The organism is Haematobacter missouriensis (assembly GCF_000740775.1).
In the GTDB taxonomy this organism is placed as follows: domain Bacteria; phylum Pseudomonadota; class Alphaproteobacteria; order Rhodobacterales; family Rhodobacteraceae; genus Haematobacter; species Haematobacter missouriensis.
In genome coordinates, this window is record NZ_JFGS01000017.1 from 63,052 (window position 1) to 85,560 (window position 22,509).

The 22,509-nt window shown below is 64.9% G+C and carries 22 protein-coding genes; 3 read left to right on the forward strand and 19 right to left on the reverse strand.

What is annotated here, in order from left to right:
• Positions 1–15: 15 nt before the first annotated feature.
• From nuoG to CG51_RS11630, 17 genes are all read right to left on the reverse strand, one after another.
• A complete protein-coding gene (gene nuoG, locus CG51_RS11550) occupies positions 16–2,037 on the reverse strand; it encodes an NADH-quinone oxidoreductase subunit NuoG (RefSeq protein ID WP_035745131.1) in 2,022 nt (673 codons plus the stop codon).
• 3 nt (positions 2,038–2,040) lie between these two features.
• Positions 2,041–2,541 carry a DUF3291 domain-containing protein gene (locus CG51_RS11555; protein ID WP_035745133.1) on the reverse strand — a complete coding sequence of 167 codons (501 nt, stop codon included), beginning with the start codon at positions 2,539–2,541 and terminating at the stop codon, positions 2,041–2,043.
• A gap of 2 nt (positions 2,542–2,543) precedes the next feature.
• Positions 2,544–3,839 carry an NADH-quinone oxidoreductase subunit NuoF gene (gene nuoF / locus CG51_RS11560; protein WP_035745135.1) on the reverse strand — a complete coding sequence of 432 codons (1,296 nt, stop codon included), beginning with the start codon at positions 3,837–3,839 and terminating at the stop codon, positions 2,544–2,546.
• A gap of 4 nt (positions 3,840–3,843) precedes the next feature.
• On the reverse strand, positions 3,844–4,068 hold the full coding sequence (locus CG51_RS11565) for a DUF5337 domain-containing protein (protein WP_035745138.1): 225 nt from the start codon (positions 4,066–4,068) through the stop codon (positions 3,844–3,846).
• On the reverse strand, positions 4,068–5,348 hold the full coding sequence (locus tag CG51_RS11570) for an NADH-quinone oxidoreductase subunit E (protein ID WP_035745140.1): 1,281 nt from the start codon (positions 5,346–5,348) through the stop codon (positions 4,068–4,070). Before CG51_RS11570 ends, CG51_RS11565 begins: the two co-directional genes overlap by 1 nt.
• Positions 5,349–5,409: 61 nt before the next feature.
• Positions 5,410–6,618, reverse strand: a complete 1,209-nt coding sequence (locus CG51_RS11575; protein WP_035745142.1) for an NADH-quinone oxidoreductase subunit D — start codon at positions 6,616–6,618, stop codon at positions 5,410–5,412.
• A 12-nt stretch (positions 6,619–6,630) separates the two neighbouring features.
• Positions 6,631–7,245, reverse strand: a complete 615-nt coding sequence (locus CG51_RS20085) for an NADH-quinone oxidoreductase subunit C (RefSeq protein WP_035745144.1) — start codon at positions 7,243–7,245, stop codon at positions 6,631–6,633.
• 7 nt (positions 7,246–7,252) lie between these two features.
• On the reverse strand, positions 7,253–7,786 hold the full coding sequence (locus CG51_RS11585) for a NuoB/complex I 20 kDa subunit family protein (protein WP_179209136.1): 534 nt from the start codon (positions 7,784–7,786) through the stop codon (positions 7,253–7,255).
• The gene (locus CG51_RS11590) at positions 7,777–8,142 is read right to left on the reverse strand and encodes an NADH-quinone oxidoreductase subunit A (RefSeq protein ID WP_035745146.1); all 366 of its coding nucleotides are present in this window, start codon (positions 8,140–8,142) and stop codon (positions 7,777–7,779) included. Before CG51_RS11590 ends, CG51_RS11585 begins: the two co-directional genes overlap by 10 nt.
• Positions 8,143–8,357: 215 nt before the next feature.
• Positions 8,358–9,173, reverse strand: coding sequence for a crotonase/enoyl-CoA hydratase family protein (locus CG51_RS11595; protein WP_051930480.1), 816 nt, complete (start codon positions 9,171–9,173; stop codon positions 8,358–8,360).
• A gap of 105 nt (positions 9,174–9,278) precedes the next feature.
• On the reverse strand, positions 9,279–10,139 hold the full coding sequence (locus tag CG51_RS11600) for a hydroxymethylglutaryl-CoA lyase (RefSeq protein ID WP_035745148.1): 861 nt from the start codon (positions 10,137–10,139) through the stop codon (positions 9,279–9,281).
• The gene (locus CG51_RS11605; protein ID WP_035745150.1) at positions 10,132–10,788 is read right to left on the reverse strand and encodes a glutathione S-transferase family protein; all 657 of its coding nucleotides are present in this window, start codon (positions 10,786–10,788) and stop codon (positions 10,132–10,134) included. The genes CG51_RS11600 and CG51_RS11605 overlap by 8 nt, the downstream gene beginning before the upstream one ends.
• Positions 10,785–12,725, reverse strand: a complete 1,941-nt coding sequence (locus CG51_RS11610; protein ID WP_035745152.1) for an acetyl/propionyl/methylcrotonyl-CoA carboxylase subunit alpha — start codon at positions 12,723–12,725, stop codon at positions 10,785–10,787. The genes CG51_RS11605 and CG51_RS11610 overlap by 4 nt, the downstream gene beginning before the upstream one ends.
• Entirely contained in the window at positions 12,725–13,240 is a 516-nt protein-coding gene (locus CG51_RS11615; protein WP_035745155.1) for an O-acetyl-ADP-ribose deacetylase, read from the reverse strand. The genes CG51_RS11610 and CG51_RS11615 overlap by 1 nt, the downstream gene beginning before the upstream one ends.
• 28 nt (positions 13,241–13,268) lie before the next feature.
• On the reverse strand, positions 13,269–13,766 hold the full coding sequence (locus CG51_RS19190; RefSeq protein WP_051930482.1) for a thermonuclease family protein: 498 nt from the start codon (positions 13,764–13,766) through the stop codon (positions 13,269–13,271).
• A 114-nt stretch (positions 13,767–13,880) separates the two neighbouring features.
• Positions 13,881–15,485, reverse strand: a complete 1,605-nt coding sequence (locus CG51_RS11625; RefSeq protein WP_035745157.1) for a carboxyl transferase domain-containing protein — start codon at positions 15,483–15,485, stop codon at positions 13,881–13,883.
• 10 nt (positions 15,486–15,495) lie between these two features.
• On the reverse strand, positions 15,496–16,659 hold the full coding sequence (locus CG51_RS11630; protein WP_035745158.1) for an isovaleryl-CoA dehydrogenase: 1,164 nt from the start codon (positions 16,657–16,659) through the stop codon (positions 15,496–15,498).
• A gap of 99 nt (positions 16,660–16,758) precedes the next feature.
• Here CG51_RS11630 and CG51_RS11635 point away from each other — a divergent pair, with 99 nt between their 5' ends.
• Positions 16,759–17,202 (forward strand): CreA family protein, encoded by a 444-nt coding sequence (locus tag CG51_RS11635; RefSeq protein ID WP_035745160.1) that lies wholly within the window; start codon positions 16,759–16,761, stop codon positions 17,200–17,202.
• 69 nt (positions 17,203–17,271) lie between these two features.
• Here the strand turns inward: CG51_RS11635 and CG51_RS11640 are convergent, their stop codons facing one another.
• Positions 17,272–17,463 carry a con-10 family general stress protein gene (locus tag CG51_RS11640; protein WP_035745162.1) on the reverse strand — a complete coding sequence of 64 codons (192 nt, stop codon included), beginning with the start codon at positions 17,461–17,463 and terminating at the stop codon, positions 17,272–17,274.
• Positions 17,464–17,560: 97 nt separating this feature from the next.
• Positions 17,561–18,229: an HAD-IA family hydrolase gene (locus CG51_RS11645; protein ID WP_035745164.1), complete on the reverse strand. Its 669-nt coding sequence runs from the start codon at positions 18,227–18,229 to the stop codon at positions 17,561–17,563.
• A gap of 105 nt (positions 18,230–18,334) precedes the next feature.
• Between CG51_RS11645 and glmU the strand changes: the two genes are divergently transcribed.
• Both glmU and glmS read left to right on the forward strand, forming a co-directional pair.
• The gene (gene glmU, locus CG51_RS11650; RefSeq protein ID WP_035745167.1) at positions 18,335–19,684 is read left to right on the forward strand and encodes a bifunctional UDP-N-acetylglucosamine diphosphorylase/glucosamine-1-phosphate N-acetyltransferase GlmU; all 1,350 of its coding nucleotides are present in this window, start codon (positions 18,335–18,337) and stop codon (positions 19,682–19,684) included.
• Between the two features lies 1 nt (position 19,685).
• Complete coding sequence (glmS, locus tag CG51_RS11655) at positions 19,686–21,503, forward strand: glutamine--fructose-6-phosphate transaminase (isomerizing) (RefSeq protein WP_035745169.1); 1,818 nt, start codon at positions 19,686–19,688, stop codon at positions 21,501–21,503.
• Positions 21,504–22,509 lie beyond the last annotated feature (1,006 nt).

The window sequence follows — 22,509 nt, forward strand, 5'->3', positions numbered from 1 at the left end:
CCGGATCACGGTGCTTTACTCCGCCGCCATAGCCGGCGAGCGACGGGCGGCGGCGAGAGCGGAAAGCTCTGCCATCAACTGCGACGCCCTGGCGATGGGGTTGGTCAGGTAGAAGTCTTTGATCACCGGGCGGAAGTCGGCATCTGCCGGCGCACTGGGGTCGAGCGGGGTCCAAGCGTTTTCGGCCACCTCGTCGATGCGTGCAAGATGCGGCACCTCCGCCACCAGCTTCCGGCGCAGCGCAGCCAGAGAGTCATAGGGGAGCGTCGCGCCGAGTTCGGCCGAAAGCGCCCGCAGGATCGCCCAGTTCTCCTTCGCCTCACCCGGCGGAAAACCAGCGCGGAGCGCGAGTTGCGGACGGCCTTCGGTATTGACGAACAGACCGGCTTCCTCGGTATACGCGGCACCCGGCAGGATGATATCCGCCCTGTGCGCACCACGGTCTCCGTGATGGCCCTGATAGATGACGAACGGCCCGGGTGCGATCTCCATTTCATCGGCGCCGAGGCTGTAGATCACCTCCGCCCCGTTTAGCGCGGCATCCATCCCGCCCTCGGTCACCGCGCCGACATCCATGGCGCCCACGCGGCTCGCCGCGGTGTGCAGTACAAGGAAGCCGGAGCCGCTGTTTTCAGCCAGCCGCATCGCCTGCGAAAGCACCGCCGCGCCATCCGCCTCCGTCAATGCTCCCTGCCCGATGACGACGACGCTGGGCTTCGCCTTTGTCTCGTCGGAGATGTCCTTGCCCGCAAGCTCCCGCAGCGCGGCGCGCCCCGCTCCGACATGGTCATAGCTGTAGGTGAGGTCGGCGGCGGACCCGATCAGTCCGACCTTCGCACCGTTGATCCACGCCTTGCGGATACGGGCGTTGAGTACTGGAGATTCGTTGCGCGGATCGGTGCCGATGAGCTGGATCAGCGCCGCATTTTCCAGATCCTCGATCCGCGCAGTGCCGACGTAGCCCGACCGGTTACCAGCGGGCAGCTTCGCCCCGTCTGTCCGACATTCCACATTGCCGCCAAGCCCTTGGACGAGTTCCTTCAGAGCATAGATCGCCTCCACCGGGGCAAGATCGCCCACCAGTGCAGCGACCTTCCTGCCCTTCATCGCGGCAGCGGCCTTCTCCAGCGCCTCACCCCAGGTTGCCGGGCGCAGCCTGCCGTTTTCGCGCACATAGGGCCGGTCGAGCCGCTGGCGGCGCAACCCGTCCCAGACGAAGCGTGTCTTGTCGGAGATCCACTCCTCGTTCACGCCGTCATGGTTGCGCGGCAGGATGCGCATGACTTCGCGGCCCTTCGTATCCACCCGGATGTTGGAGCCGAGCGCATCCATCACGTCGATCGTCTCGGTCTTGGTCAGTTCCCAAGGACGCGCGGTGAAAGCGTAGGGTTTCGACACAAGCGCGCCGACCGGGCACAGATCGATCACGTTGCCCTGCATGTTGCTGTCGAGCGTCTGGTTGAGGTAGCTGGTGATCTCGCTGTCCTCGCCCCGACCGGTCTGGCCCATCTGGGTGATACCGGCCACCTCTGTGGTGAAGCGGACGCAGCGGGTGCAGGAGATGCAGCGGGTCATATGCGTCTCGACCAGCGGGCCGAGGTTCAGATCCTCGGTCGCACGCTTCGGCTCACGGTAGCGGGAGAAGTCCACGCCATAGGCCATCGCCTGGTCCTGAAGGTCGCATTCGCCGCCCTGATCGCAGATCGGGCAGTCGAGCGGGTGGTTGATGAGCAGGAACTCCATCACCCCTTCCCGCGCCTTCTTCACCATGGGCGAATTGGTCTTGACCACCGGCGGCTCGCCGTTCGGGCCGGGACGCAGATCCTTCACCTGCATGGCGCAGGACGCCGTGGGCTTCGGGGGGCCACCGACCACTTCCACCAGACACATCCGGCAGTTGCCCGCGATGGACAGCCGCTCATGGTAGCAGAAGCGCGGCACCTCGATCCCGGCGACCTCACAGGCCTGCAGGATGGTCATCGCGCCGTCCACTTCATAGACGAGGCCGTCGATGGAGATTTTCCTGATATTCGACATCACTTACTCCGCCGCGATCTGCCGGCACCCACGGCTCTGCCAGAGCCGCGCGTCATCCAGATATTTCCACCCGAAGGCATGGTCGCTGTCGCCACGGGCCGTCAGGTGGTCCAGCCGCGCCAGACCCTCCTCCAGCCTAGGCCGGTGCCCGGCAGGCACCCACCACATGACGAAATGCATCCGCCCCAGCACCTCGAACCACTCCGCCCTCCGCTCGTAGAAGCTGCGGTGGACTGTGTTCCACACGAAGCGCTCAAGGCTCGCCACGTCTTCCCAGACGGTGAGGTTGGAAACGAAGCGCGGATCGCCCGCAATCTTCATTTCCGTATTGCCTTTGCCCGGTTCGCCCGAACCTTCCATCATCCACACGAAGCCCGGCATCCGCTTGCCGAGCGTGTTCACCCGGTCCAGCGCCGCCATGAACTCCGCCACCCGCGGATCATCGGTTTCAGCGATCAGCCGTCCGATGTTCAGCTCGGCGAGATGCATTCCCTCGGGCGCCATCGTCACTCCGCCGCGATGGCCGAGACGCGCCCGGTCTTTTTATACTTGATGCGGTCTTCGATCTCATTGCGGTAATGGCGGATGAGACCCTGTATCGGCCAGGCCGCCGCATCACCGAGCGCGCAGATCGTGTGGCCCTCCACCTGCTTGGTTACCTGAAAGAGCATGTCGATTTCCTCGACTTCCGCATCGCCAGTGACCAAGCGGTCCATCACGCGCATCATCCAACCCGTGCCTTCCCGGCAAGGCGTGCACTGGCCGCAGCTTTCATGCTTGAAGAATTTCGCCAGCCGCCAGACCGCCTTGATGACATCCGTCTGCTGGTCCATCACGATCATGCAGGCGGTGCCGAAGGAGGATTTCAGCTCCCGCATGCCATCATAATCCATGATGGCATCATCACACTGGTCCGCCGGGATGATCGGGCAGGACGCGCCGCCGGGAATCACAGCCTTCAGGTTCTTCCAGCCGCCGCGGATACCGCCGCCGTGTTTCTCGATGAGTTCCTTCATCGAGATGGACATGGTCTCCTCGACCACGCAGGGCGTGTTGATATGCCCGGTCAGACCGAAGAGCTTCACGCCCGCATTATTCGGCCGGCCGAAGGAGGCGAACCATTCGCCGCCCCGGCGCAGGATGGTGGGTGCAACGGCGATGGATTCGACATTGTTCACCGTGGTCGGGCAACCGTAAAGCCCCGCGCCCGCCGGGAACGGCGGCTTCATCCGCGGCATGCCCTTCTTGCCTTCAAGGCTCTCCAGCAAGGCCGTTTCCTCGCCGCAGATATAGGCGCCTGCCCCGTGATGAAGGTAGAGATCGAAGTCCCAGCCCGAGCCTGCCGGGTTCACGCCGAGCAGACCGTCCTCATAGCATTCGTCGATGGCGGCCTGCAGCGCCTCGCGCTCCCGGATGTATTCGCCGCGCAGGTAGATGTAGCTCGCATGCGCGCCCATGGCGAAGGAGGCGATCAGAGCGCCCTCGATCAGCGTATGCGGATCGTGGCGCATGATCTCCCGGTCCTTGCAGGTCGCGGGTTCGGATTCATCGGCGTTGATGACCAGATAGGCCGGACGACCGTCGGATTCCTTCGGCATGAAGGACCATTTCATGCCGGTCGGAAAACCTGCCCCGCCCCGGCCACGCAGGCCCGACTTCTTCATCTCGTCGATGATCCAGTCGCGCCCCTTCTCGATGAGGCCGGCAGTCCCGTCCCAGTGCCCGCGCTTCTTCGCGCCGGCCAGGGAGCGGTCATGCATCCCGTAGATGTTGGTGAAGATCCGGTCCTGGTCCTTCAGCATCTTCTCACCCTTCCAAGGCCCGGCGTTTGCGCCAGACGCGCCATGTGACGATCATACCCCACACAAGGGCTCCGATCGCGGCAAAGTCGATCAGGAAAGCATAGCGGCTATCCCAGCCCATGCGCCCTCCCAACCATTGCAGGACGAACCAGAGCACCATCGCGGCGGCCATCACGCCGCCCGCCTGTCTGGCCTGCACGGCCAGTGCCCTGTGCGCGTCCTCCGTCATCAGATCTCCCCACGCTCCACCTTGCGGGAATGCTCGGTCTCCCCGCCGGCAGCGAGGATTTTCGCCTGCCCGATCCAATCCTCGCGCAGGGCGCGCCCCTTGAATTCGTGCAGATGCTCGTCGATCCATGCCAGATCCTCCGCCGTCCAGGCAGCGATCTGATCGAAATGGAAGATGCCGAGGTCGTGGAGCATCTTCTCGAGCTTCGGGCCGACGCCGGAGATGCGGAGCAGATTGTCCGCCCCTCCCTCCCGCGGCTCGGGTAGGAAGCCCGGGCGCGTCGGGGCACCCCCGCCAAGGATTACGGCATCCTCCGCCGTAGCCTTGGGATCGCTTTCCGGCTCCTGGTCCACATCCTTGTCGTCCCGACCTTCGGGATCGTCGCCCGCCACAGGCTGGCCCGGTTCACCCGTCGCGGTGCCGCCGGTGGCGGTGCCATCGACTTCCGGCCGCCCGATGGTATCCACGGGGGCTTCCTCGATCGAAATGCCCGTCTCATCGATCGGGTGACCCGCACCCGGAGTGGGCTGGACCTCCGCCTCGCTCGCGTCGACGGGCGCATTACGGTCAGAACGGTCGAGCCAAGGCGCATTGAGCGGCACTTCCGTGCCATCGATGCGCTTCACGGTATCCCCGATCGCGAGCGCGAGCGTCACGGAGGCGTTGCGCTCCGGCCGGTCTTCCGCAAGATCGGTGAGGCTCGTCAGGCCCGTCGCTGGTTCGGAGGAGAAGCGCCCGTTCTGCGGACCCGGCACCGGAACGTTGCCGGCGGCCAGGTCGTCGAGCAGGGCCACGAGTTTGTCCTCGGTCAGGTTCTCGTAGTAGTCCTTGCCGATCTGGGCCATCGGCGCGCCGGAACAGGCGCCCAGACATTCCACTTCCTCCCAGCTGAACTTTCCGTCCGCCGAGAGTTCATGGGGTTGGGCGTTGATCCGCTTCTTGCAAACCGCCATCAGGTCTTCTGCACCGCAGATCATGCAGGACGTCGTGCCGCAGATCTGGACATGGGCTACAGTGCCCGTCGGTTGCAGCTGGAACATGAAGTAGAAGGTCGCCACTTCGAGCACGCGGATATAGGCCATGCCCAGCATGTCCGCGACATATTCGATCGCGGGCTTGGTCAGCCAACCTTCCTGCTCCTGCGCCCGCCAGAGCAGCGGGATCACCGCGGACGCCTGGCGCCCTTCGGGATATTTCGAGATCTGCGCCTTCGCCCAATCGAGGTTCGCGGGAGCGAACTCGAAGTGGTTGGGCTGCGCGTGGTAAAGACGGCGTAGCATCAGACGGCTCCGGTCTGGCGGGCCGCGACGGGCGCGGCCAGCTGGCTTTGGGCGGGGCGGCTCACCGGTCCACCTCGCCGAACACGATGTCGAGCGTGCCGATGATCGCGGTCACGTCGGCCAGAAGATGCCCCTTGGCGAGATAGTCCATCGCCTGAAGGTGCATGTAGCCCGGAGCGCGCAGCTTCACGCGGTAGGGCCGGTTGGTTCCGTCGGCGACGAGATAGACGCCGAACTCACCCTTGGGCGCCTCAACCGCAGCATAGACCTCACCGGCGGGCACGTGGAACCCCTCGGTGTAGAGCTTGAAGTGGTGAATGAGGCTTTCCATGGAGCGCTTCATGTCACCGCGCTTCGGCGGGGTGATCTTACCGCGCGCCAGCACATCGCCCGGGGTCTGCCGGAGTTTTGCGATGGCCTGCTTGATGATCTTGGTCGATTCCCGCATCTCCTGCATCCTGCAGAGATACCGGTCGTAGCAATCACCGTTGGTGCCCACGGGGATCTGGAAATCGAACTCGTCGTAGCACTCGTAAGGCTGCGAGCGGCGAAGATCCCATGCGAGCCCGGTCCCGCGGGCCATGACGCCGGAGAAGCCGTACTGCTGGATGTCTTCCTCCGTCACGAGGGCGATATCCACAAGTCGCTGCTTCACGATGCGGTTCTCGGTGATGAGCGCATCCAGAGTGTCGATGAGCTTCGGGAACCTGTCGGCCCAGGCGTCGATATCGTCGATGAGGTCGGGCGGCAGATCCTGATGGACGCCGCCGGGACGGAAATAGGCCGCGTGCAGACGCGCCCCGCAGGCCCGCTCATAGAACACCATCAGCTCTTCGCGGGCGGTGAAGCCCCAGAGCGGCGGTGTCAGCGCGCCTACGTCCATGATGCCCGTGGTGATGACCATGATGTGGTTCAGGATGCGCCCGATCTCGCAATAGAGCACCCGGATCAGGCTCGCGCGCCGCGGAACCACCGTTCCGGTCAGCTTCTCGATGGCCAGGCAGTAGGCGTGCTCCTGGTTCATCGGACAGACGTAGTCGAGCCGGTCCAGATAGGGCAGGTTCTGAAGATAGGTCCGGCTCTCCATCAGCTTCTCGGTGCCCCGATGAAGCAGGCCGATATGCGGGTCGGCGCGTTCAACCACCTCACCATCCAGCTCCAGCACCATGCGCAGCACGCCGTGTGCCGCCGGGTGCTGCGGCCCGAAGTTGATGTTGAAATTACGGATCTTCTGTTCGCCGGTCAGAGCGTCGTCGAAAGCACCGTCCATCTCAGACCCTCCTCACTTCTTCTCGTCGCCCGGCAGGATGTATTGTGCACCCTCCCATGGCGACATGAAGTCGAATTGACGATATTCCTGCACGAGGTTGACAGGTTCGTAGATCACCCGCTTCTGTTCCTCGTCATAACGCACCTGCGTGTAGCCGGTGGTCGGGAAGTCCTTGCGCAGCGGGAAGCCGCGGAAACCGTAGTCCGTCAGGATCCGCCGCAGATCCGGATGGCCGGAGAACAGGATGCCGAACATGTCGAACACTTCCCGTTCCAGCCAGTTCGCCCCGGCATGGACTCCGGTGACAGAGGGGACGAGTTCCTCCTCCCGCACCTGGATCTTCACGCGCAAGCGCTGGTTCTGGTACATCGACAGCAGGTGATAGACCACATCGAAGCGGGCTTCGCGTTCGGGGTAGTCCACCGCCGTCAGATCGACCAGCGTCGAGAAACGGCAGTTCGGATCGGTTTTCAGGAACTCCAGAAACGGCACGATGGAATTGCGGTCGGCCTCGACCGTCAACTCCCCGAATTCCACCTTCGTGGACAGGACATGCTGCGGCTGCCGACTCTGGATATGCTCCGCCAGTTCGGCGAGAGGGGCATCTGCAAGGACTGCGTCGCTCATCTTACCCTCAACGTGCAATGGTGCCGGTGCGGCGGATTTTCCGCTGCAACTGGAGGATGCCATAGAGCAGCGCTTCCGCCGTGGGCGGACACCCCGGAACATAGACATCGACCGGAACGACCCGATCACAGCCCCGGACAACCGAATAGCTGTAGTGATAATAGCCACCGCCGTTCGCGCAGGATCCCATGGAGATCACGTAGCGCGGCTCCGGCATCTGGTCATAGACCTTGCGAAGCGCGGGGGCCATCTTGTTGGTCAGGGTGCCCGCGACGATCATCAGGTCTGACTGGCGAGGCGAGGCACGCGGTGCCGCGCCGAAGCGTTCCACGTCGTAGCGCGGCATGGACATCTGGATCATCTCGACCGCGCAGCAGGCCAGCCCGAAGGTCATCCAGTGGAGCGAACCGATGCGGGCCCAGTTGATGATGTCCTCGGTCGAGGTGAGCAGGAACCCCTTGTCCTGAAGCTCGCGGTTCAGCGCCTGGGTGGCCACTTCGCGGTCAGCGCCCGCGGTGTTCGCGCCGGTCATCACTCCCATTCGAGAGCTCCCTTCTTCCATTCGTAGGCAAAGCCGACGGTCAAGACGCCGAGGAAGATCATCATCGACCAGAAGGCCACTTCTGTGAGGCCCCCGAACGCCACTGCCCACGGGAACAGGAAGGCGACTTCGAGGTCGAAGATGATGAACAGGATCGAGACAAGGTAGAAGCGGATATCGAACTTCATCCGCGCGTCGTCGAACGAGTTGAAGCCGCACTCGTAGGCCGAGACCTTTTCCGGGTCCGGTTTCCGCACCGCGAGAATCGCAGCCGAAAGCATCAGGACGAGGCCGAGGGCGACGGCAACACCGAGAAAGACGAGGATCGGCAGGTATTCTCTCAGCAGATCGTCCACTGGTGGCTCCTTCGCTGGGATACCGTAGCATCCCGGTTGGCTGCGAAGCGGTTTACCCCTGCCCCCCGTCGGGGTCAACCGACTGCGGCGCAGCAAGCGCCTTCTGCGATCGCAAACGTCGCGTTTTCAGGCACTCGCGCCGGAAAACGGAACCAAACCGATTCCCGGACGTATCCGGCGGCGCATTTCCCGTGGTTTTCAACGAAGAGCCGAGCTCAGCCGTCACGCCAGGCAGGTGCGCGTTTCTCGAAGAATGCGGCGATCCCCTCCTCCGCTTCGGCGGTCTCCCAGCGCGCAACAAGTGCGCCTATCGTCGCATCCACCATCTCCGGTGTCACCCCGCCGCCGAGTCGCCGTACGAGAGCCTTGGAATCGGCCACCGCGCCCGGCGCGGCAGTGAGATAGGGGGCCACCTCCGCCTCCACTGCCGCATCCAGTTCTCCTGGCGGCACCACGCGCGACAACAGATCAAGCGACAGCGCCTCCTCCGGGCCGAAAATGCGGGGAGAGAAGAATACACGGCGCGCCCGCGCGGCGCCGAGTCGCGCAACCACATAAGGCCCGATCGTCGCCGGAATCAGCCCGAGTCGCACCTCCGTAAGCCCGAGCTTCAGCCCCGTCACTCCGATCGCGGTATCACAGACGGAGATCATGCCGAGCCCTCCGCCGAAGGCCTGTCCCTGAATGCGGCCGATCAGCGGCTTCGGCAGGCGGTCCAGCAGGCCAAGCATGTCGGCGAGCCGCCGTGCCTCCCGCGCGCGCTGCGTCGCATCGGCCCGCATCTGCTCCCGCATCCAGCCAAGGTCGCCGCCTGCACAGAAACTCTCGCCCTCTGCCGCGAGGATCACCACCCGGACCGACGGGTCTTCCCCGAGCCGCCGCGCCGCTTCGGACAACTCATCCATCATCTGCGCCGAAAGCGCATTGTGCCGTTCGGGCCGCGCGAGGGTCAGCGTGGCGACGCCGCGCGCGTCGATCTCGAGGCGTATGGTTTCAGCGCGGGTGGACTCAGCGAGGGTGGTCTCGGTCATCTCGGCATCTCCGTTTCGGACAGGATCAGGGCAAGGGAGGGGCGGCCGAGCCGGGGGTCGCGGGGGGCGTCCCCCGCGCGCTGGACGCCGTTGGGCCGGGTGGGGTCAGGCGGCTTCGGGACTGCGCAGGTTACGGGCCATCTGCGCCGCTTCGGCGATGACCGTGCGGTCAAGGCCGGTCCGCCAACCGCCCTCCTCCAGAAACGCAACGGCGGCTTCCGTCGCGACATTGCCCTTGGCCCCCGGCGCATAGGGGCAGCCGCCAAGACCGCCCACCGCCGCGTCGAAGACCCTCACGCCCAGTTCCAGCGATGCGGCGATATTGTCGAGCGCCCGTCCCGCCGTGTCATGATAATGACCCGCCAGCCGCTCCGCGGGCAGTTCCTGCATCACCGCTTCCAGCATTGCGCGGATCGTCTCCGGCGTGCCCTGCCCTATCGTGTCGCCGAGGCTCACCTCGTAGCAGCCCATGTCGCGGAGCGCTGCCGCGACACGCGCGACGTGGGCGGGCGGTGTCGGCCCGTCATAGGGGCAATCTGTCACGCAGGAGATGTAGCCGCGCACAGGGATTCCGTCGGCCTTGGCTGCCGCCGCGACCCCCTTCATGCGTTCGATGCTTTCCGCGATCGTCGCGTTGATGTTCGCCTTCGAGAACCCTTCGGAGGCCGAGCCGAACACCGCGACCTCATCCGCCCGCGCGCTCCTTGCTGCCTCATAGCCCTTCAGATTGGGCGCAAGGGCCGCGTAACTGATGCCCGGCGCCCGGCGGATGCCGGACAGCACCGCCGCCCCATCCGCCATCTGCGGCACCCATTTCGGGCTGACGAAACTCGCCACCTCGATCCTGCGGTAGCCGGCGGTGGAGAGCAGATCCACGAGCGCGATCTTTTCCGCCGCCGGGATCAGGCGCTTTTCATTCTGCAGCCCGTCGCGCGGGCCGACCTCGAAGATCTCGACGTCACGCATTCGGTGCCTCATAGAAATCGCGGGTGTAGATTTCGGCCTCACCATCCTCCTCCAGCGCGCGGCGGAAGGCGGGGCGCGTCTCGAAGTGATGCAGCCAGCGGGAGGCGGAGGGAAAGGCGTCGAAGCGCACGAAACGGCGCGCCATCATGACGCCGTATCCCACCTGCACATCCACCGCGGAAAAGCCGGAGGACAGCAGAAAATCGCGGCCTTCGAGACCCCGTTCCACGACCTCCACCGTCTTTTCGAGCCGCTTCGCCTCCAGCCGCATCACGGTGGGAGAGCGCATGTGATCTTCCCGGAGCACGATGTGCTGCTGCGTCAGGTTGGCAAGATGCTGGCCGATGGTTTCCGCGAAGTGCAGCCATTCAAGCCAATCAGCCCGCTCCACGTCACCCGGCCCACGGCCCAGCTGCGGCGCGCGGGTCTCGCACAGATACTCGGTGATCGCGCCGGATTCGAACAGCCGCCGCCCGTCGATCTCCAGCGCCGGAACCCGCCCCGCCGGTGACAGCGCGAGATAATCCGGCGAGCGCAGGGACTTGTCGAGCATGGAGTGTATGATGACCTCCGGCTGCTCCCCCATTTCCAGCAGAAGCCAGAGGATGCGGAACGAACGCGCCTGCGGAACGTGATGAAGCCGGATCATGCCTCCTCCTCCAGCAGGATGAGCGGCGCGCCGGCCTCCACCTGCGATCCTTCGCCGGCGAGCACTTCGGCCACGGTGCCGTCCCGCCCCGCGGCGAGGGTGTGTTCCATCTTCATAGCCTCCAGCACGGCGAGCCGCTGGCCTTTTTCCACCGTCGCCCCGGGCGTCACGAAAACGGCCTTCACCAACCCCGGCATCGGCGCCAGCACGGCATTGCCGCCGGCACCGCTCTCTGCGGCACGGGCAAGCTGATCGACGGGCCGCGCGATATGAGCGGCATGAGCAAAGAGCCCGACGCCCACGGAGAGCGGCACGATCCGCACCTCCGCCTTCTCGCCGTCAACCCACCACTGCCCCTGCCGCAACGCGCATTCGTGGATGACCTCACCGATCTCCACCCGGAAATGATCGGATGCGAGCGGCAGCACCACGGCGCTCCGCTCCTCGCCGTCCAGCATGAAGGCGACGGTCTGGCGGAGCGGCGTCCAGAGCGTGAATCCCGTATGCTCACTCCCCCCACCCGCAAGACCCGCCACGGCAAGCGCGGCCAGCGGCGCGACCGCAGGCGGTGCGGGCGGCGGAGCGGTGAGTTCTGCCAGATCACGCGCGATGAGGCCGGTATCGACCTCTCCCGCCGCAAAGCCGGGATGGCGCGCCAGTGCGGCAAGAAACGCTAGGTTGGTGACGCTCCCTGCCACCTCCGTGCCCTCCACCGCCGCAGCCAGGCGCGAAAGCGCGATCTCCCGGTTCGGGCCGTGAACGATGATCTTGGCGATCATCGGATCATACCACGGGCTGATCGCATCGCCCGGCCGCACACCGCTGTCGGCCCGCACGCCGGCCGGGAAGGCAAGATGTTCGAGCCGCCCCGTCGCGGGCAGGAAGCCCGCGGGAACGTCCTCCGCGTAAAGGCGCGCTTCGAAGGCATGGCCGTGAATGGCAAGGTCGCTCTGCCGCGCGGGCAGCGGCTCACCCGCCGCCACGCGGATCTGCCACTCGACAAGGTCGATGCCGGTGATGGCTTCCGTCACTGGATGCTCGACCTGAAGGCGGGTGTTCATCTCCATGAACCAGAACCCGTCAGGGCGCAGCCCGCGAGACCCGTCCACGATGAATTCGATCGTACCCGCACCGGCATAGCCGATGGCGCGCGCGGCCTTCACCGCCGCCTCGCCCATGGCGGCTCGCATCTCCGCCGTCATGCCGGGGGCCGGAGCTTCCTCGATCACCTTCTGGTGGCGACGCTGGAGCGAGCAGTCCCGCTCGAAAAGATGAACGGCATCGGTGCCGTCGCCAAACACCTGCACCTCGATGTGGCGGGGCTTTTCGACGTATTTCTCGATCAGCACGTCGGGATTGCCGAAAGCGGTGCGCGCCTCTCCCTGCGCGGAGGCCAGCGCCTCGGCAAAGGCATCGGGGGTCTCCACCAGCCGCATACCCTTGCCGCCGCCGCCCGCCACCGCCTTGATGAGCACGGGATAGCCGACCTCCGCCGCGGCCTGAGCCAACCGGGTCGCGTCCTGATCCGCGCCAAGATAACCCGGCACCACGGGCACGCCCGCCTCCTGCATCAGCCGCTTCGCGGCGTCCTTCAGGCCCATCGCGCGGATGGCGCTGGCCGAGGGACCGATGAACACCAGCCCTGCCGCGGTGACGTCATCGACGAACTCTGGGTTCTCCGACAGGAAGCCGTAGCCGGGGTGGATCGCCTCTGCGCCTGTCTGCCGCGCGGCAGCGATGATCCGGTCGCCGCGCAGATAGCTGTCAGCCGGCTTCGGGCCGCCGATATGGACGGCCTCATCGGCCATGGCCACATGTTTCGCGCCGGCATCCGCATCGGAATAGACGGCCACTGTCGCAATCCCCATGCGGCGGGCGGTCTCCATGACGCGGCAGGCGATCTCGCCCCGGTTGGCAATCAGGATCTTGCGGAACATCATTCCCTCCCCAGCGCCGTGCAATGCAGGCGCGCCTGTTCCTCGGAGAAGCAGCAGAAGATCACGTCGAGCGACGCCTGCGCTTCCCGCACAGTGTTGACGGCGATCCCAGCGGCGGCTTCCGCGGGATATCCGTAGATGCCGGTGGATATGGACGGAAACGCGATGGAGGCGAGGCCAAGCTTCTCCGCCTCCTCCAACGCGCGGCGGTAGCAGGAGGCGAGCAGTGCGGCCTCCCCCTCCGTCCCGCCCCTCCAGACGGGGCCTACCGCATGGATCACATAGCGGGCGGGCAATCGGTATCCCTTCGTGACCTTCACCTCTCCGGTTTCGGCCCCGCCGAGGGTGCGCGTCTCCGCCAGCAACTCAGGCCCGGCGGCACGGTGGATCGCGCCATCCACGCCCCCGCCACCTAGAAGCGAGCGGTTCGCGGCATTCACCACCGCATCGACATGCAGCGTGGTGATGTCGGCCACGACAACCGACAGGCGGCCCTCCTGGCAATGCGGCGTCATCCCCCCGCCCCATTGTTCAGACCTGCGCTCAGATCAGGCCGCCGCACCAGCCCTGTCTGCGTCCGCCATCGTAGGCCCGCGCCAGACCGCTTGACACCATGATCGCGGCAAGCGGCCTGCCGTCCAGCAGCACCGTCGCCAGTGACCGCCCGTAGAGATCGCGGGAGCCAATCCGCACCTCGATATGCTCTGCCCCCCAGAGCTTCCAGCGGAGCAGCCATGTCGCGGCAACCGCCCTTGCGAATTCGGAGGGGCAGCCGGGGCTGAACAGTTCCGGCGTGTCGAAGCCGCGCAGCCGCGTGTTCACCAGACCGCGGGTCAGGCAGGCAAGCTTCAGCGTGTCTCCATCCGTGACGGACCAGATGCGGCAGGTCTTGCCGTTGCCCTCGTGAATGGGCTTGACCACCGCCATACCCATATCCAGCCCGGCCGGTCCCAGTGTCGCCAGCAGGACAAGAAACAGCAGCCGCGACCGCAGCCGAAGGGCGCGTCGAAGCATCCGCGGTGGAGAAAGAAGCGTGAACATCGTCCCGCTTCTGACCGGTCGCATCGGCAAAGGCAACCCGCTCCGGCGAAATCCGCCGATCCTTTCGACTGCCCGTGGAATCCGCTGGTTGCGAGGGGTTTCTCATCCTATGCCTCACATGCGGAACACGCCGAAGCGCGTCTGACCGACAGGCGCATTCAGGCTCGCCGAGAGACTGAGGGACAGCACGTCGCGCGTCTTGCGCGGGTCAATGATCCCGTCGTCCCACAGCCGGGCAGAGGCATAGAGCGGGTGGCTCTGACGGTCGAACATCTCGATGGTGGGGCGCTTGAACGCGGTCTCATCCTCCGCGCTCCAGCTTCCGCCGGTGCGTTCGATACCCTCGCGTTTCACCGTTGCCAGCACGCCCGCTGCCTGCTCGCCACCCATGACGGAAATGCGCGAGTTCGGCCATGTCCACAGGAACCGCGGCGAATAGGCCCGCCCCGCCATGCCATAGTTCCCCGCGCCGAAGGAGCCGCCGACCAACATGGTGATCTTCGGCACTTCCGTCGTCGCGACCGCCGTGACCAGCTTTGCCCCGTGGCGGGCGATGCCTTCGCTCTCGTACTTCCGCCCCACCATGAAGCCGGTGATGTTCTGCAGGAACACCAGCGGAATGCCGCGTTGCGAGCACAGCTCCACGAAATGCGCCCCCTTCACGGCGGATTCGGAAAACAGCACCCCGTTGTTGGCGATGATCCCCACCGGGATCCCCGTGACATGGGCGAATCCCGTCACCAGCGTCTCGCCGAACCGCGCCTTGAACTCGTCGAAGCGGGAGCCGTCCACCACGCGGGCGATGACCTCCCGGATGTCGTAGGGCGTCTTCAGGTCGGCAGGCACCACGCCGAGGATCTCCTCCGGGTCATAGGCCGGTTCTTCGCTCGACTGCATCGTCACGGTAAACGGCTTCGTGCGGTTCAGCCCGGCCACGGCCTGACGCGCCAGCGCCAGTGCGTGCGTGTCGTCCTCCGCCAGATAATCGGCAACACCCGACAGGCGCGTGTGCACGTCCCCGCCGCCCAGATCCTCGGCCGACACGACCTCCCCCGTCGCCGCCTTTACCAGCGGAGGGCCGGCGAGGAAGATCGTGCCCTGGTTCTTCACGATGATCGTCACGTCGGACATGGCCGGCACATAGGCCCCGCCTGCGGTGCATGACCCCATGACGACGGCGATCTGCGGGATGCCCTTCGCGCTCATCCGCGCCTGATTGTAGAAGATGCGGCCGAAATGCTCCCGGTCCGGGAAGACCTCGTCCTGCTGGGGCAGGTTCGCGCCGCCCGAATCCACAAGGTAGACGCAGGGAAGATGGTTCTCCTCCGCGATCTCCTGCGCGCGGAGGTGCTTCTTCACCGACATGGGATAGTAGGTGCCGCCCTTCACCGTCGCATCATTGCAGACGATGAGCACCTCCTGCCCCGCCACGCGCCCGATCCCGGCAATCAGCCCGGCGCAGGGGGCGGCATTGTCATACATGCCATGCGCGGCGGTTGCGCCGATCTCCAGAAACGGCGAGCCGGGGTCCAGCAGGTTGGCGACCCGCTCCCGCGGCGCCATCTTGCCCCGCGCCACGTGGCGGGCGCGGGCTTTGTCGCCGCCTCCTGCGGCGGCCAGGGCCGCAGCCTCCGCCGCCGTTTCCAGCAGGGACAGATGGGCCGCACGATTGGCGCGGAAGCCTTCGGAAGCGGTCAGTGCCGCGGAGACGAGTTTCATGGCGCCCTCCTCAGGCCGTGACCGACATCAGTTCCCGCCCGATGAGCATGCGGCGGATTTCGCTGGTGCCCGCCCCGATCTCCATGAGCTTCGCGTCACGGAACAGGCGGCTCACCACGCTGTCGTTCAGAAATCCCGCGCCACCAAAGGCCTGCACCGCCTGATGCGCCTGCACCTGCGCCTGCTCGGAGGCGTAGAGCACGCAGGCGGCGGCATCCTGCCGTGTCACCTCACCCCGGTCGCAGGCTTTCGCCACCTCATAGACATAGGCCCGGGCGGTGTTCATCGCGGTGTACATGTCCGCGATCTTGCCCTGCATGAGCTGGAAGCTCCCGATCTCCTGTCCGAACTGGCGGCGTTCGTGCATATAGGGCATCACCTCATCCAGACAGGCGGCCATGATCCCCGTGCCGATACCCGACAGGACCACCCGTTCGTAGTCCAGCCCCGACATCAGCACCCGCACGCCCTTGCCTTCCCCGCCCAGAACGTTCTCGAAAGGCACCTCCACGTTCTCGAACACCAGCTCCGCGGTGTTGGAACCGCGCATCCCCAGCTTGTCGAAATGCCGGGAGGTGGAGAAGCCCGTCATGGTCTTTTCGACGATGAAGGCGGTCATGCCGCGGGATCCGGCCTCCGGGTCGGTCTTGGCATAGACGACCAGCGTATCGGCATCCGGCCCGTTCGTGATCCAGTATTTCGTGCCGTTCAGCACGTAATAGCCGTTCCGCTTCTCGGCGCGGAGTTTCATAGACACCACGTCCGACCCGGCTCCCGCCTCCGACATGGCAAGTGCGCCGACATGATCGCCGGAGACGAGCTTCGGCAGGTATCTGGCCCTTTGCTCCTCCGTGCCGTTCAGCTTGATCTGGTTCACGCAGAGATTGGAGTGGGCGCCATAGGAAAGCGAGACGCTGGCGGACGCCCGCGCGATCTCCTCCACCGCGATGACATGGGCAAGGTATCCCATCCCCGCTCCGCCATATTCCTCCGGCACGGTGACGCCCAGCACGCCAAGGTCGCCCAGTTCCTTCCACAGCGGCGCGGGAAATTCATTCGTGCGGTCGATCTCTGCCGCCATGGGCTTCAGCCGCTCCTGCGCCCAGCGATGGACCGCCTCGCGCAGCGTTTCGATATCCTCGCCCAGATCGAAGCGCATCGACGCCATGAACATCCCGATTCCCTCCCCGGAATTGAACGTGTGTTCAATAAATATCGCTGGCCTCGAACCCGGTCAATCGCGCAAATGATCTGGCCGAAATGGAGACTCCAGATGCGCCGTATCGTTATTGCCCTTTCGATGTCGTTCGCGGCCACCACCGCATTTGCCGAAGAAGTCGGTCGCATAGGCGTGGACTGGATGGGAAACGATGTCGTGGTGGAGGCGTTTGACGACCCGAAGGTACAGGGCGTCACCTGCCATGTCGCCTACTTCAGCCGTTCAACGATCGACAGGCTGCGGCAGGGCAACTGGTTCGAGGATCCTTCGAACTCGGCCATCTCCTGCGCCAAAGTGGGGCCGGTGACGCTGGGAGACATAGAAAAGGGACCAAAGGGAGAGGAGGTCTTCAGCGAGAGGCGGTCGATCATCTTCAAATCGCTGAAGGTACGCCGGATATACGATGAGGCGCATCATACGCTGATCTACGTCTCGCATGGCGATCAGGTGGTGGAGGGTTCTGCCAAGATGGCGATTTCCACCGTCGCGCTCGACTGAAACACCGCTACAACGCGCATGAGAAGGCCGGCCGGGACTACCCGGCCGGCCTTTCTTGCAACCCTGGGATCAGCGGCTTCCGTGTGAGGATTCGCCGCCCTTCCGGCCCGCCTCTGAGGCGCGTTCCCGATCATTGGCGAAATTCCCCGGATTGGACGACTTCGAGCCGCCCTGTTGGCCGCCCTTGTTGTGATCCATATCCTGCTTCATCTGGCCGCTCTTCTTGTCCTTGTCGGACGAGCCATGTTGATTGGTTGCCATTTTGAGTCCTCCAACTCCTTGCCAGTCTGGCTGGCAGGATAACAACAGCGGGCGAGCAGCGATGTTCCTGATCGCCGAAGCAGTCGCGAAAAAGAGATCACAGCGGCAGAAGGCGCTCCACCAACCCCGGCAGCGTGGCATAGTCATCGAGCAGAGCATCCGGCTCCAGCCGGGCGATGCCGGGGCCTTCCGGGCCGAACGTGACAAGCACCACCGGCACTCCCACCGCCCGCGCGGTGTTCCGGTCCGTCACCGTATCCCCGACAAGAAGCGAGCAGGCGACCTCTCCCCCCGCGCGGAGGACGGACTGCCGGTAGGGTTCCGGGTCGGGTTTACGGCTGGCAAGCGTGTCGGCGCCGATCAGCGACTGGAACAGGTCCCGCACGCCGAGCCGGGCAAGAAGCGTCTCCGCCAGCCCCTCGGGCTTATTGGTGCAGATGCCCACCCTGTCCCCCCGCCCGCGGAGCGCCTCCACCGCCTCCACCGCACCGGGATAAAGGCGGGTGTGGCGGTCGATATCCTCACCATAGGCCTTGAGCAGCAGGGGGAAATCAGCGTCCACATCCGCCTCGCTCCACTCCCGTCCCAACCGCGAGAGGCCGAGCCGGAGCATGGCGCGTCCACCCGCAAACGCCGTTCCGGCATCCGCAACGGGATCAAGCGGCGTCCCCTCGCCACGCGACTGGAAACAGGCATTGGCGGCGGCGATCAGGTCGGCGGATGTGTCCGCCAGCGTTCCATCGAGATCGAATATCACCGTCCGCATCCGCCGCTCCTTGAAACGTCCCGTAAATTCATGTGATGGCCCGCGCTCTTGCGGCAGGCGAGGCTCTCGGTAAAACGGGCGCGACAGGAAGGGAAGATCAGACGTATGGCGACGGCACTCATCGTTCTGGCAGCAGGTCAGGGAACACGAATGAATTCGGACCTGCCCAAGGTTCTGCACGAAGTGGGAGGGGCGCCGCTTGTGGTTCATGCGCTGCTCTCCGCCGCGCCTCTGGAGCCGGAGCGCAGCGTGGTCGTGACAGGACATGGCGGAGCTGCGGTCGCCGGCGTCGTGGAAGAGTTTGATGAGCGTGTCCGCACCGTGGAGCAGGCCGAACAGCTTGGCACCGCCCATGCCGTGTTGCAGGCCGCGCCGATGCTGGAGGGCTTCGCCGGGAACGCCATCGTGCTCTACGGCGATACACCCTTCATCCGCGCCGAAACGCTTGAGGAGATGCTGGCCGCACGGAAGCAGCACGATATCGTCGTGCTGGGTTTCGAGGCGGCAGACCCCGGACGCTATGGCCGTCTGGTGATGGAGGGCGACACCCTGCTCCGCATCGTTGAATACAAGGACGCGACGGAGAGCGAACGCCGTATCGGGCTGTGCAACAGCGGGGTGCTTTGTGCAGATGCGGCCACGCTGCTGCGGCTCGTCTCGGAGGTCGGCAACGAAAATGCGGCGGGTGAATACTACCTGACCGATATCGTGGCGCTCGGCCGGGCGCAGGGGTTGTCCGCCACCGCCGTCACCTGTGCGGAGGTGGAGACGATGGGCGTGAACACCCGTGCCCAGCTCGCCACCGCGGAGGCTGCCTTTCAGGCTCGCGCCCGCGGAGAGGCGGCGGAGAACGGCGTGACGCTGCTCGATCCAGCGACGGTGCATTTCTCGTGGGACACCGCCATTGGCCGCGACACGGTGGTGGAGCCGAACGTGATCTTTGCGCCGGGCGTCACGGTGGAATCGGGCGCGCGCATCCGGGGCTTTTCGCATCTGGAGGGATGCCACGTCTCGGAAGGCGCGACGGTCGGGCCTTTCGCCCGGCTCCGCCCCGGTGCGGAACTGGCGGAAGGGGTGCATGTCGGCAACTTCGTAGAGATCAAGAACGCCACCATCGCGCAGGGCGCCAAGGTCAACCACCTCACCTATATCGGCGATGCGAGCGTGGGTGAGGAGACGAACATCGGTGCGGGCACCATCACCTGCAATTACGACGGCGTGAACAAGCACCGGACGAAGATCGGAGCGCGGGTGTTCATCGGATCGGACACCATGCTGGTCGCTCCCGTTCGGATCGGTGACGATGCGATGACCGCGACAGGCTCCGTCATCACGGCGGATGTTCCGGCAGGCGCCCTCGGCGTCGCCCGCGCCAAGCAGGAGGTGAAGCCCGGCTTCGCCCTGCGGTTCTTTGAACGGCTCCGCGCAGCAAAGCGCGCCAAGGGAGGCAAGTGACATGTGTGGTATCGTCGGCGTTCTGGGCCATCACGAAGTCGCCCCCATGCTGGTGGAAGCGCTGCGGCGGCTGGAATACCGCGGCTATGACAGCGCGGGTATCGCCACTGTCAACCATGGCCATCTTGACCGGCGGCGGGCGACGGGCAAGCTCGTCCACCTGTCGGACCTGCTGGTGCATGAGCCGCTGGCCGGCAAGTCCGGCATCGGTCATACCCGCTGGGCCACCCATGGTGCGCCCTCCGTCCGCAATGCGCATCCGCATGTCTCGGGCGGGGTCGCGGTGGTGCATAACGGCATCATCGAGAACTTTCGCGCGCTGAAGGCCGAATTGGAGGAACAGGGCTACAGTTTCGATTCCGACACGGATACGGAGATTGTGGCTACCCTCACCCGCAGCTACATGGAAACGGGCATGGATGCCGACGCCGCCACCGCCGCAACGGTGGCACGGCTGGAGGGCGCCTTTGCGCTCGGGTTCCTGTTCGATGGCGAGGAGGATCTGATGATCGTCGCGCGCAAGGGCTCTCCCCTCGCCATCGGGCATGGCGACGGCGAGATGTTCGTGGGGTCCGACGCCATCGCCCTCGCCCCCATGACCGACCGGATCACCTATCTGGAGGAAGGCGACCGGGCCGTGATCCGCCGCTCCGGTGCCGTCATCTATGATGCAGCGGGACGGCGCGCGAACCGGAAGATGGAGACGATCCGCATGGACGCGGCGCGGATCGAAAAGGCCGGCTACAAGCACTTCATGGCCAAGGAGATCGCCGAACAGCCGGTGGTGCTGGGCGACGCGCTTTCCCATTACATCAATGCCGATGGGGAAATCGTGCTGCCCATCGAGATTGATTTCGCCAGCGCAGACCGGGTGGCGATGTCCGCCTGCGGCACAGCCTATATCGCCTGTCAGGTGGCGAAATACTGGTTCGAGCAGCTCGCGGGCCTGCCGGTGGATACCGACTTCGCCTCGGAGTTCCGTTATCGCGAACCGGTACTGTCGCCCAGATCGCTGGCCTTCTTCGTCAGCCAGTCGGGGGAGACCGCCGATACGCTCGCGGCGCTCCGCCACGCGCAGGGTCAGGTCGCGCAGACGGTGGGTATCGTGAACGTCGCCACCTCCACCATCGCGCGGGAGGCGGATGGTGCGCTGCCGATCCTCGCCGGGGTCGAGATCGGCGTGGCCTCCACCAAGGCGTTCACCTGTCAGCTCCTTATCCTCGCGCTTCTCGCGCTGCGGGCGGGGGTGGATCGGGGCCGTATCTCGCCTGAGGAACTGCGCGGCCATGTCGCGGCACTCCGCAGCCTGCCCGGCCTGCTCAACACTGCCATCGGCCAGTCCGATCAGATCGAGCGCCTGGCCCGTCAGCTCTCCGAAGCGAAGGACGCGCTCTTCATCGGGCGTGGACCTATGTTCCCTCTCGCCCTTGAAGGCGCGCTGAAACTAAAGGAAATCAGCTATATACACGCGGAAGGCTATGCGGCGGGCGAGCTGAAGCATGGGCCAATCGCTCTGATCGACGAAACCATGCCGGTGATCGTGATGGCCCCGCGAGATGCACTTTTTGACAAGACCGTCTCCAACATGCAGGAAGTGATGGCACGCAAGGGCAAGGTATTGCTCATCTCCGACCATCAGGGCATTCACGAAGCAGGATCCGGCGTCGCCGATACGATACACATGCCCGAAGCGCCCGCTCCCTTCGCCCCGATCCTCTACGCAATACCCGCACAGCTCATCGCCTACCACACCGCCGTCGCGAAGGGCACCGACGTCGATCAGCCCCGTAACCTGGCGAAATCCGTGACAGTGGAATAAACGACCCCATCGGGCCATTTTGTTGCGCGCAAGAAATAAGGTTTAGGCACGCGGATCGACTGGCTTTTTGATCCCGGAGCTTAGCGCGGCATGGAACCGGCGTGTACGTGCAGCCTGGATCTGTCTTGACAAGGACTAGAACTCAGGTTGCCCCGTCCGGCGCGTGACGCCATCAGGCCGGCCTAGCCGTTTTTGGAGCGCATGGCCGGCCGTGTGCATCATTCGCTGGATCGAGCGGTCTCCTTTCACGAAAAGCGGGCGGCGAGCGTCACGCCATGGGGATGGCCCTCTGCGAAGCTGATGCGACGATTGCCCGCCACGTGGTGTTGGCCTTTGGTCTGTCAATGAGGGTTTGGGACGGAAAAATTCGCAGCAGCCTTTTTATCCTGCGAGACCAGCAATCACGGGATGCCAAATTCACCTTGACGCCAACCGTATCCGCGCTCCCCGGAAGAGGATCGCTGGAAGCGCCTTTTGCGGTCGGAGGCCGAGGGCAGCTTTTTCATAGGAAGTTGGACGGCAGCTACCACGTTCTTGGACGTTCAAAGCCACGGCAACGCCGGCAAGCGGCGCTCCGCTTTTCCCAGCGAGACTGATGCGCGTGCCCCTCAAGCCGCGGCACGTCGTCATTCTTCCAGCGGTGGACGGGAGGCTCGCGGTCTGGGACGGAGATCGTCACGAAGGCTGCAGCTCTGTCCACGGGGCCGCTTTCACCCGCCAGGTTCGACGCCGTTTAAGGCTGAGGCAGAAAGCGTTCGACATTCGCCGAGGCCTCTCTTCGCCGGTGAATGGAAAACCCCGGCAGTCGCGCGGATCTGTTCTTCCGGCCAAGGCGAGTCAATTCGATTCTCAGAAAGCGTGGCAAACGATTTCCGTCCGAATGCTCATTGTATGCTCATTGCGGGATTTCCCGACATCAAGCGCGTCTTCCAACTACTTGATTTTATTGGCGCACCCGACAGGATTCGAACCTGTGACCTCTGCCTTCGGAGCAATTTGGGCTGAC

Excerpts from the sequence above, each read along its gene's own strand:
- nuoG (WP_035745131.1), bottom strand. The coding sequence starts at position 2,037 with ATGTCGAATATCAGGAAAATCTCCATCGACGGCCTCGTCTATGAAGTG.
- CG51_RS11555 (WP_035745133.1), bottom strand. The coding sequence starts at position 2,541 with ATGGCGCCCGAGGGAATGCATCTCGCCGAGCTGAACATCGGACGGCTG.
- nuoF (WP_035745135.1), bottom strand. The coding sequence starts at position 3,839 with ATGCTGAAGGACCAGGACCGGATCTTCACCAACATCTACGGGATGCAT.
- CG51_RS11565 (WP_035745138.1), bottom strand. The coding sequence starts at position 4,068 with ATGACGGAGGACGCGCACAGGGCACTGGCCGTGCAGGCCAGACAGGCG.
- CG51_RS11570 (WP_035745140.1), bottom strand. The coding sequence starts at position 5,348 with ATGCTACGCCGTCTTTACCACGCGCAGCCCAACCACTTCGAGTTCGCT.
- CG51_RS11575 (WP_035745142.1), bottom strand. The coding sequence starts at position 6,618 with ATGGACGGTGCTTTCGACGACGCTCTGACCGGCGAACAGAAGATCCGT.
- CG51_RS20085 (WP_035745144.1), bottom strand. The coding sequence starts at position 7,245 with ATGAGCGACGCAGTCCTTGCAGATGCCCCTCTCGCCGAACTGGCGGAG.
- CG51_RS11585 (WP_179209136.1), bottom strand. The coding sequence starts at position 7,786 with ATGGGAGTGATGACCGGCGCGAACACCGCGGGCGCTGACCGCGAAGTG.
- CG51_RS11595 (WP_051930480.1), bottom strand. The coding sequence starts at position 9,173 with ATGACCGAGACCACCCTCGCTGAGTCCACCCGCGCTGAAACCATACGC.
- CG51_RS11600 (WP_035745148.1), bottom strand. The coding sequence starts at position 10,139 with ATGCGTGACGTCGAGATCTTCGAGGTCGGCCCGCGCGACGGGCTGCAG.
- CG51_RS11605 (WP_035745150.1), bottom strand. The coding sequence starts at position 10,788 with ATGATCCGGCTTCATCACGTTCCGCAGGCGCGTTCGTTCCGCATCCTC.
- CG51_RS11610 (WP_035745152.1), bottom strand. The coding sequence starts at position 12,725 with ATGTTCCGCAAGATCCTGATTGCCAACCGGGGCGAGATCGCCTGCCGC.
- CG51_RS11615 (WP_035745155.1), bottom strand. The coding sequence starts at position 13,240 with ATGACGCCGCATTGCCAGGAGGGCCGCCTGTCGGTTGTCGTGGCCGAC.
- CG51_RS19190 (WP_051930482.1), bottom strand. The coding sequence starts at position 13,766 with ATGTTCACGCTTCTTTCTCCACCGCGGATGCTTCGACGCGCCCTTCGG.
- CG51_RS11625 (WP_035745157.1), bottom strand. The coding sequence starts at position 15,485 with ATGAAACTCGTCTCCGCGGCACTGACCGCTTCCGAAGGCTTCCGCGCC.
- CG51_RS11630 (WP_035745158.1), bottom strand. The coding sequence starts at position 16,659 with ATGTTCATGGCGTCGATGCGCTTCGATCTGGGCGAGGATATCGAAACG.
- CG51_RS11635 (WP_035745160.1), top strand. The coding sequence starts at position 16,759 with ATGCGCCGTATCGTTATTGCCCTTTCGATGTCGTTCGCGGCCACCACC.
- CG51_RS11640 (WP_035745162.1), bottom strand. The coding sequence starts at position 17,463 with ATGGCAACCAATCAACATGGCTCGTCCGACAAGGACAAGAAGAGCGGC.
- CG51_RS11645 (WP_035745164.1), bottom strand. The coding sequence starts at position 18,229 with ATGCGGACGGTGATATTCGATCTCGATGGAACGCTGGCGGACACATCC.
- glmU (WP_035745167.1), top strand. The coding sequence starts at position 18,335 with ATGGCGACGGCACTCATCGTTCTGGCAGCAGGTCAGGGAACACGAATG.
- glmS (WP_035745169.1), top strand. The coding sequence starts at position 19,686 with ATGTGTGGTATCGTCGGCGTTCTGGGCCATCACGAAGTCGCCCCCATG.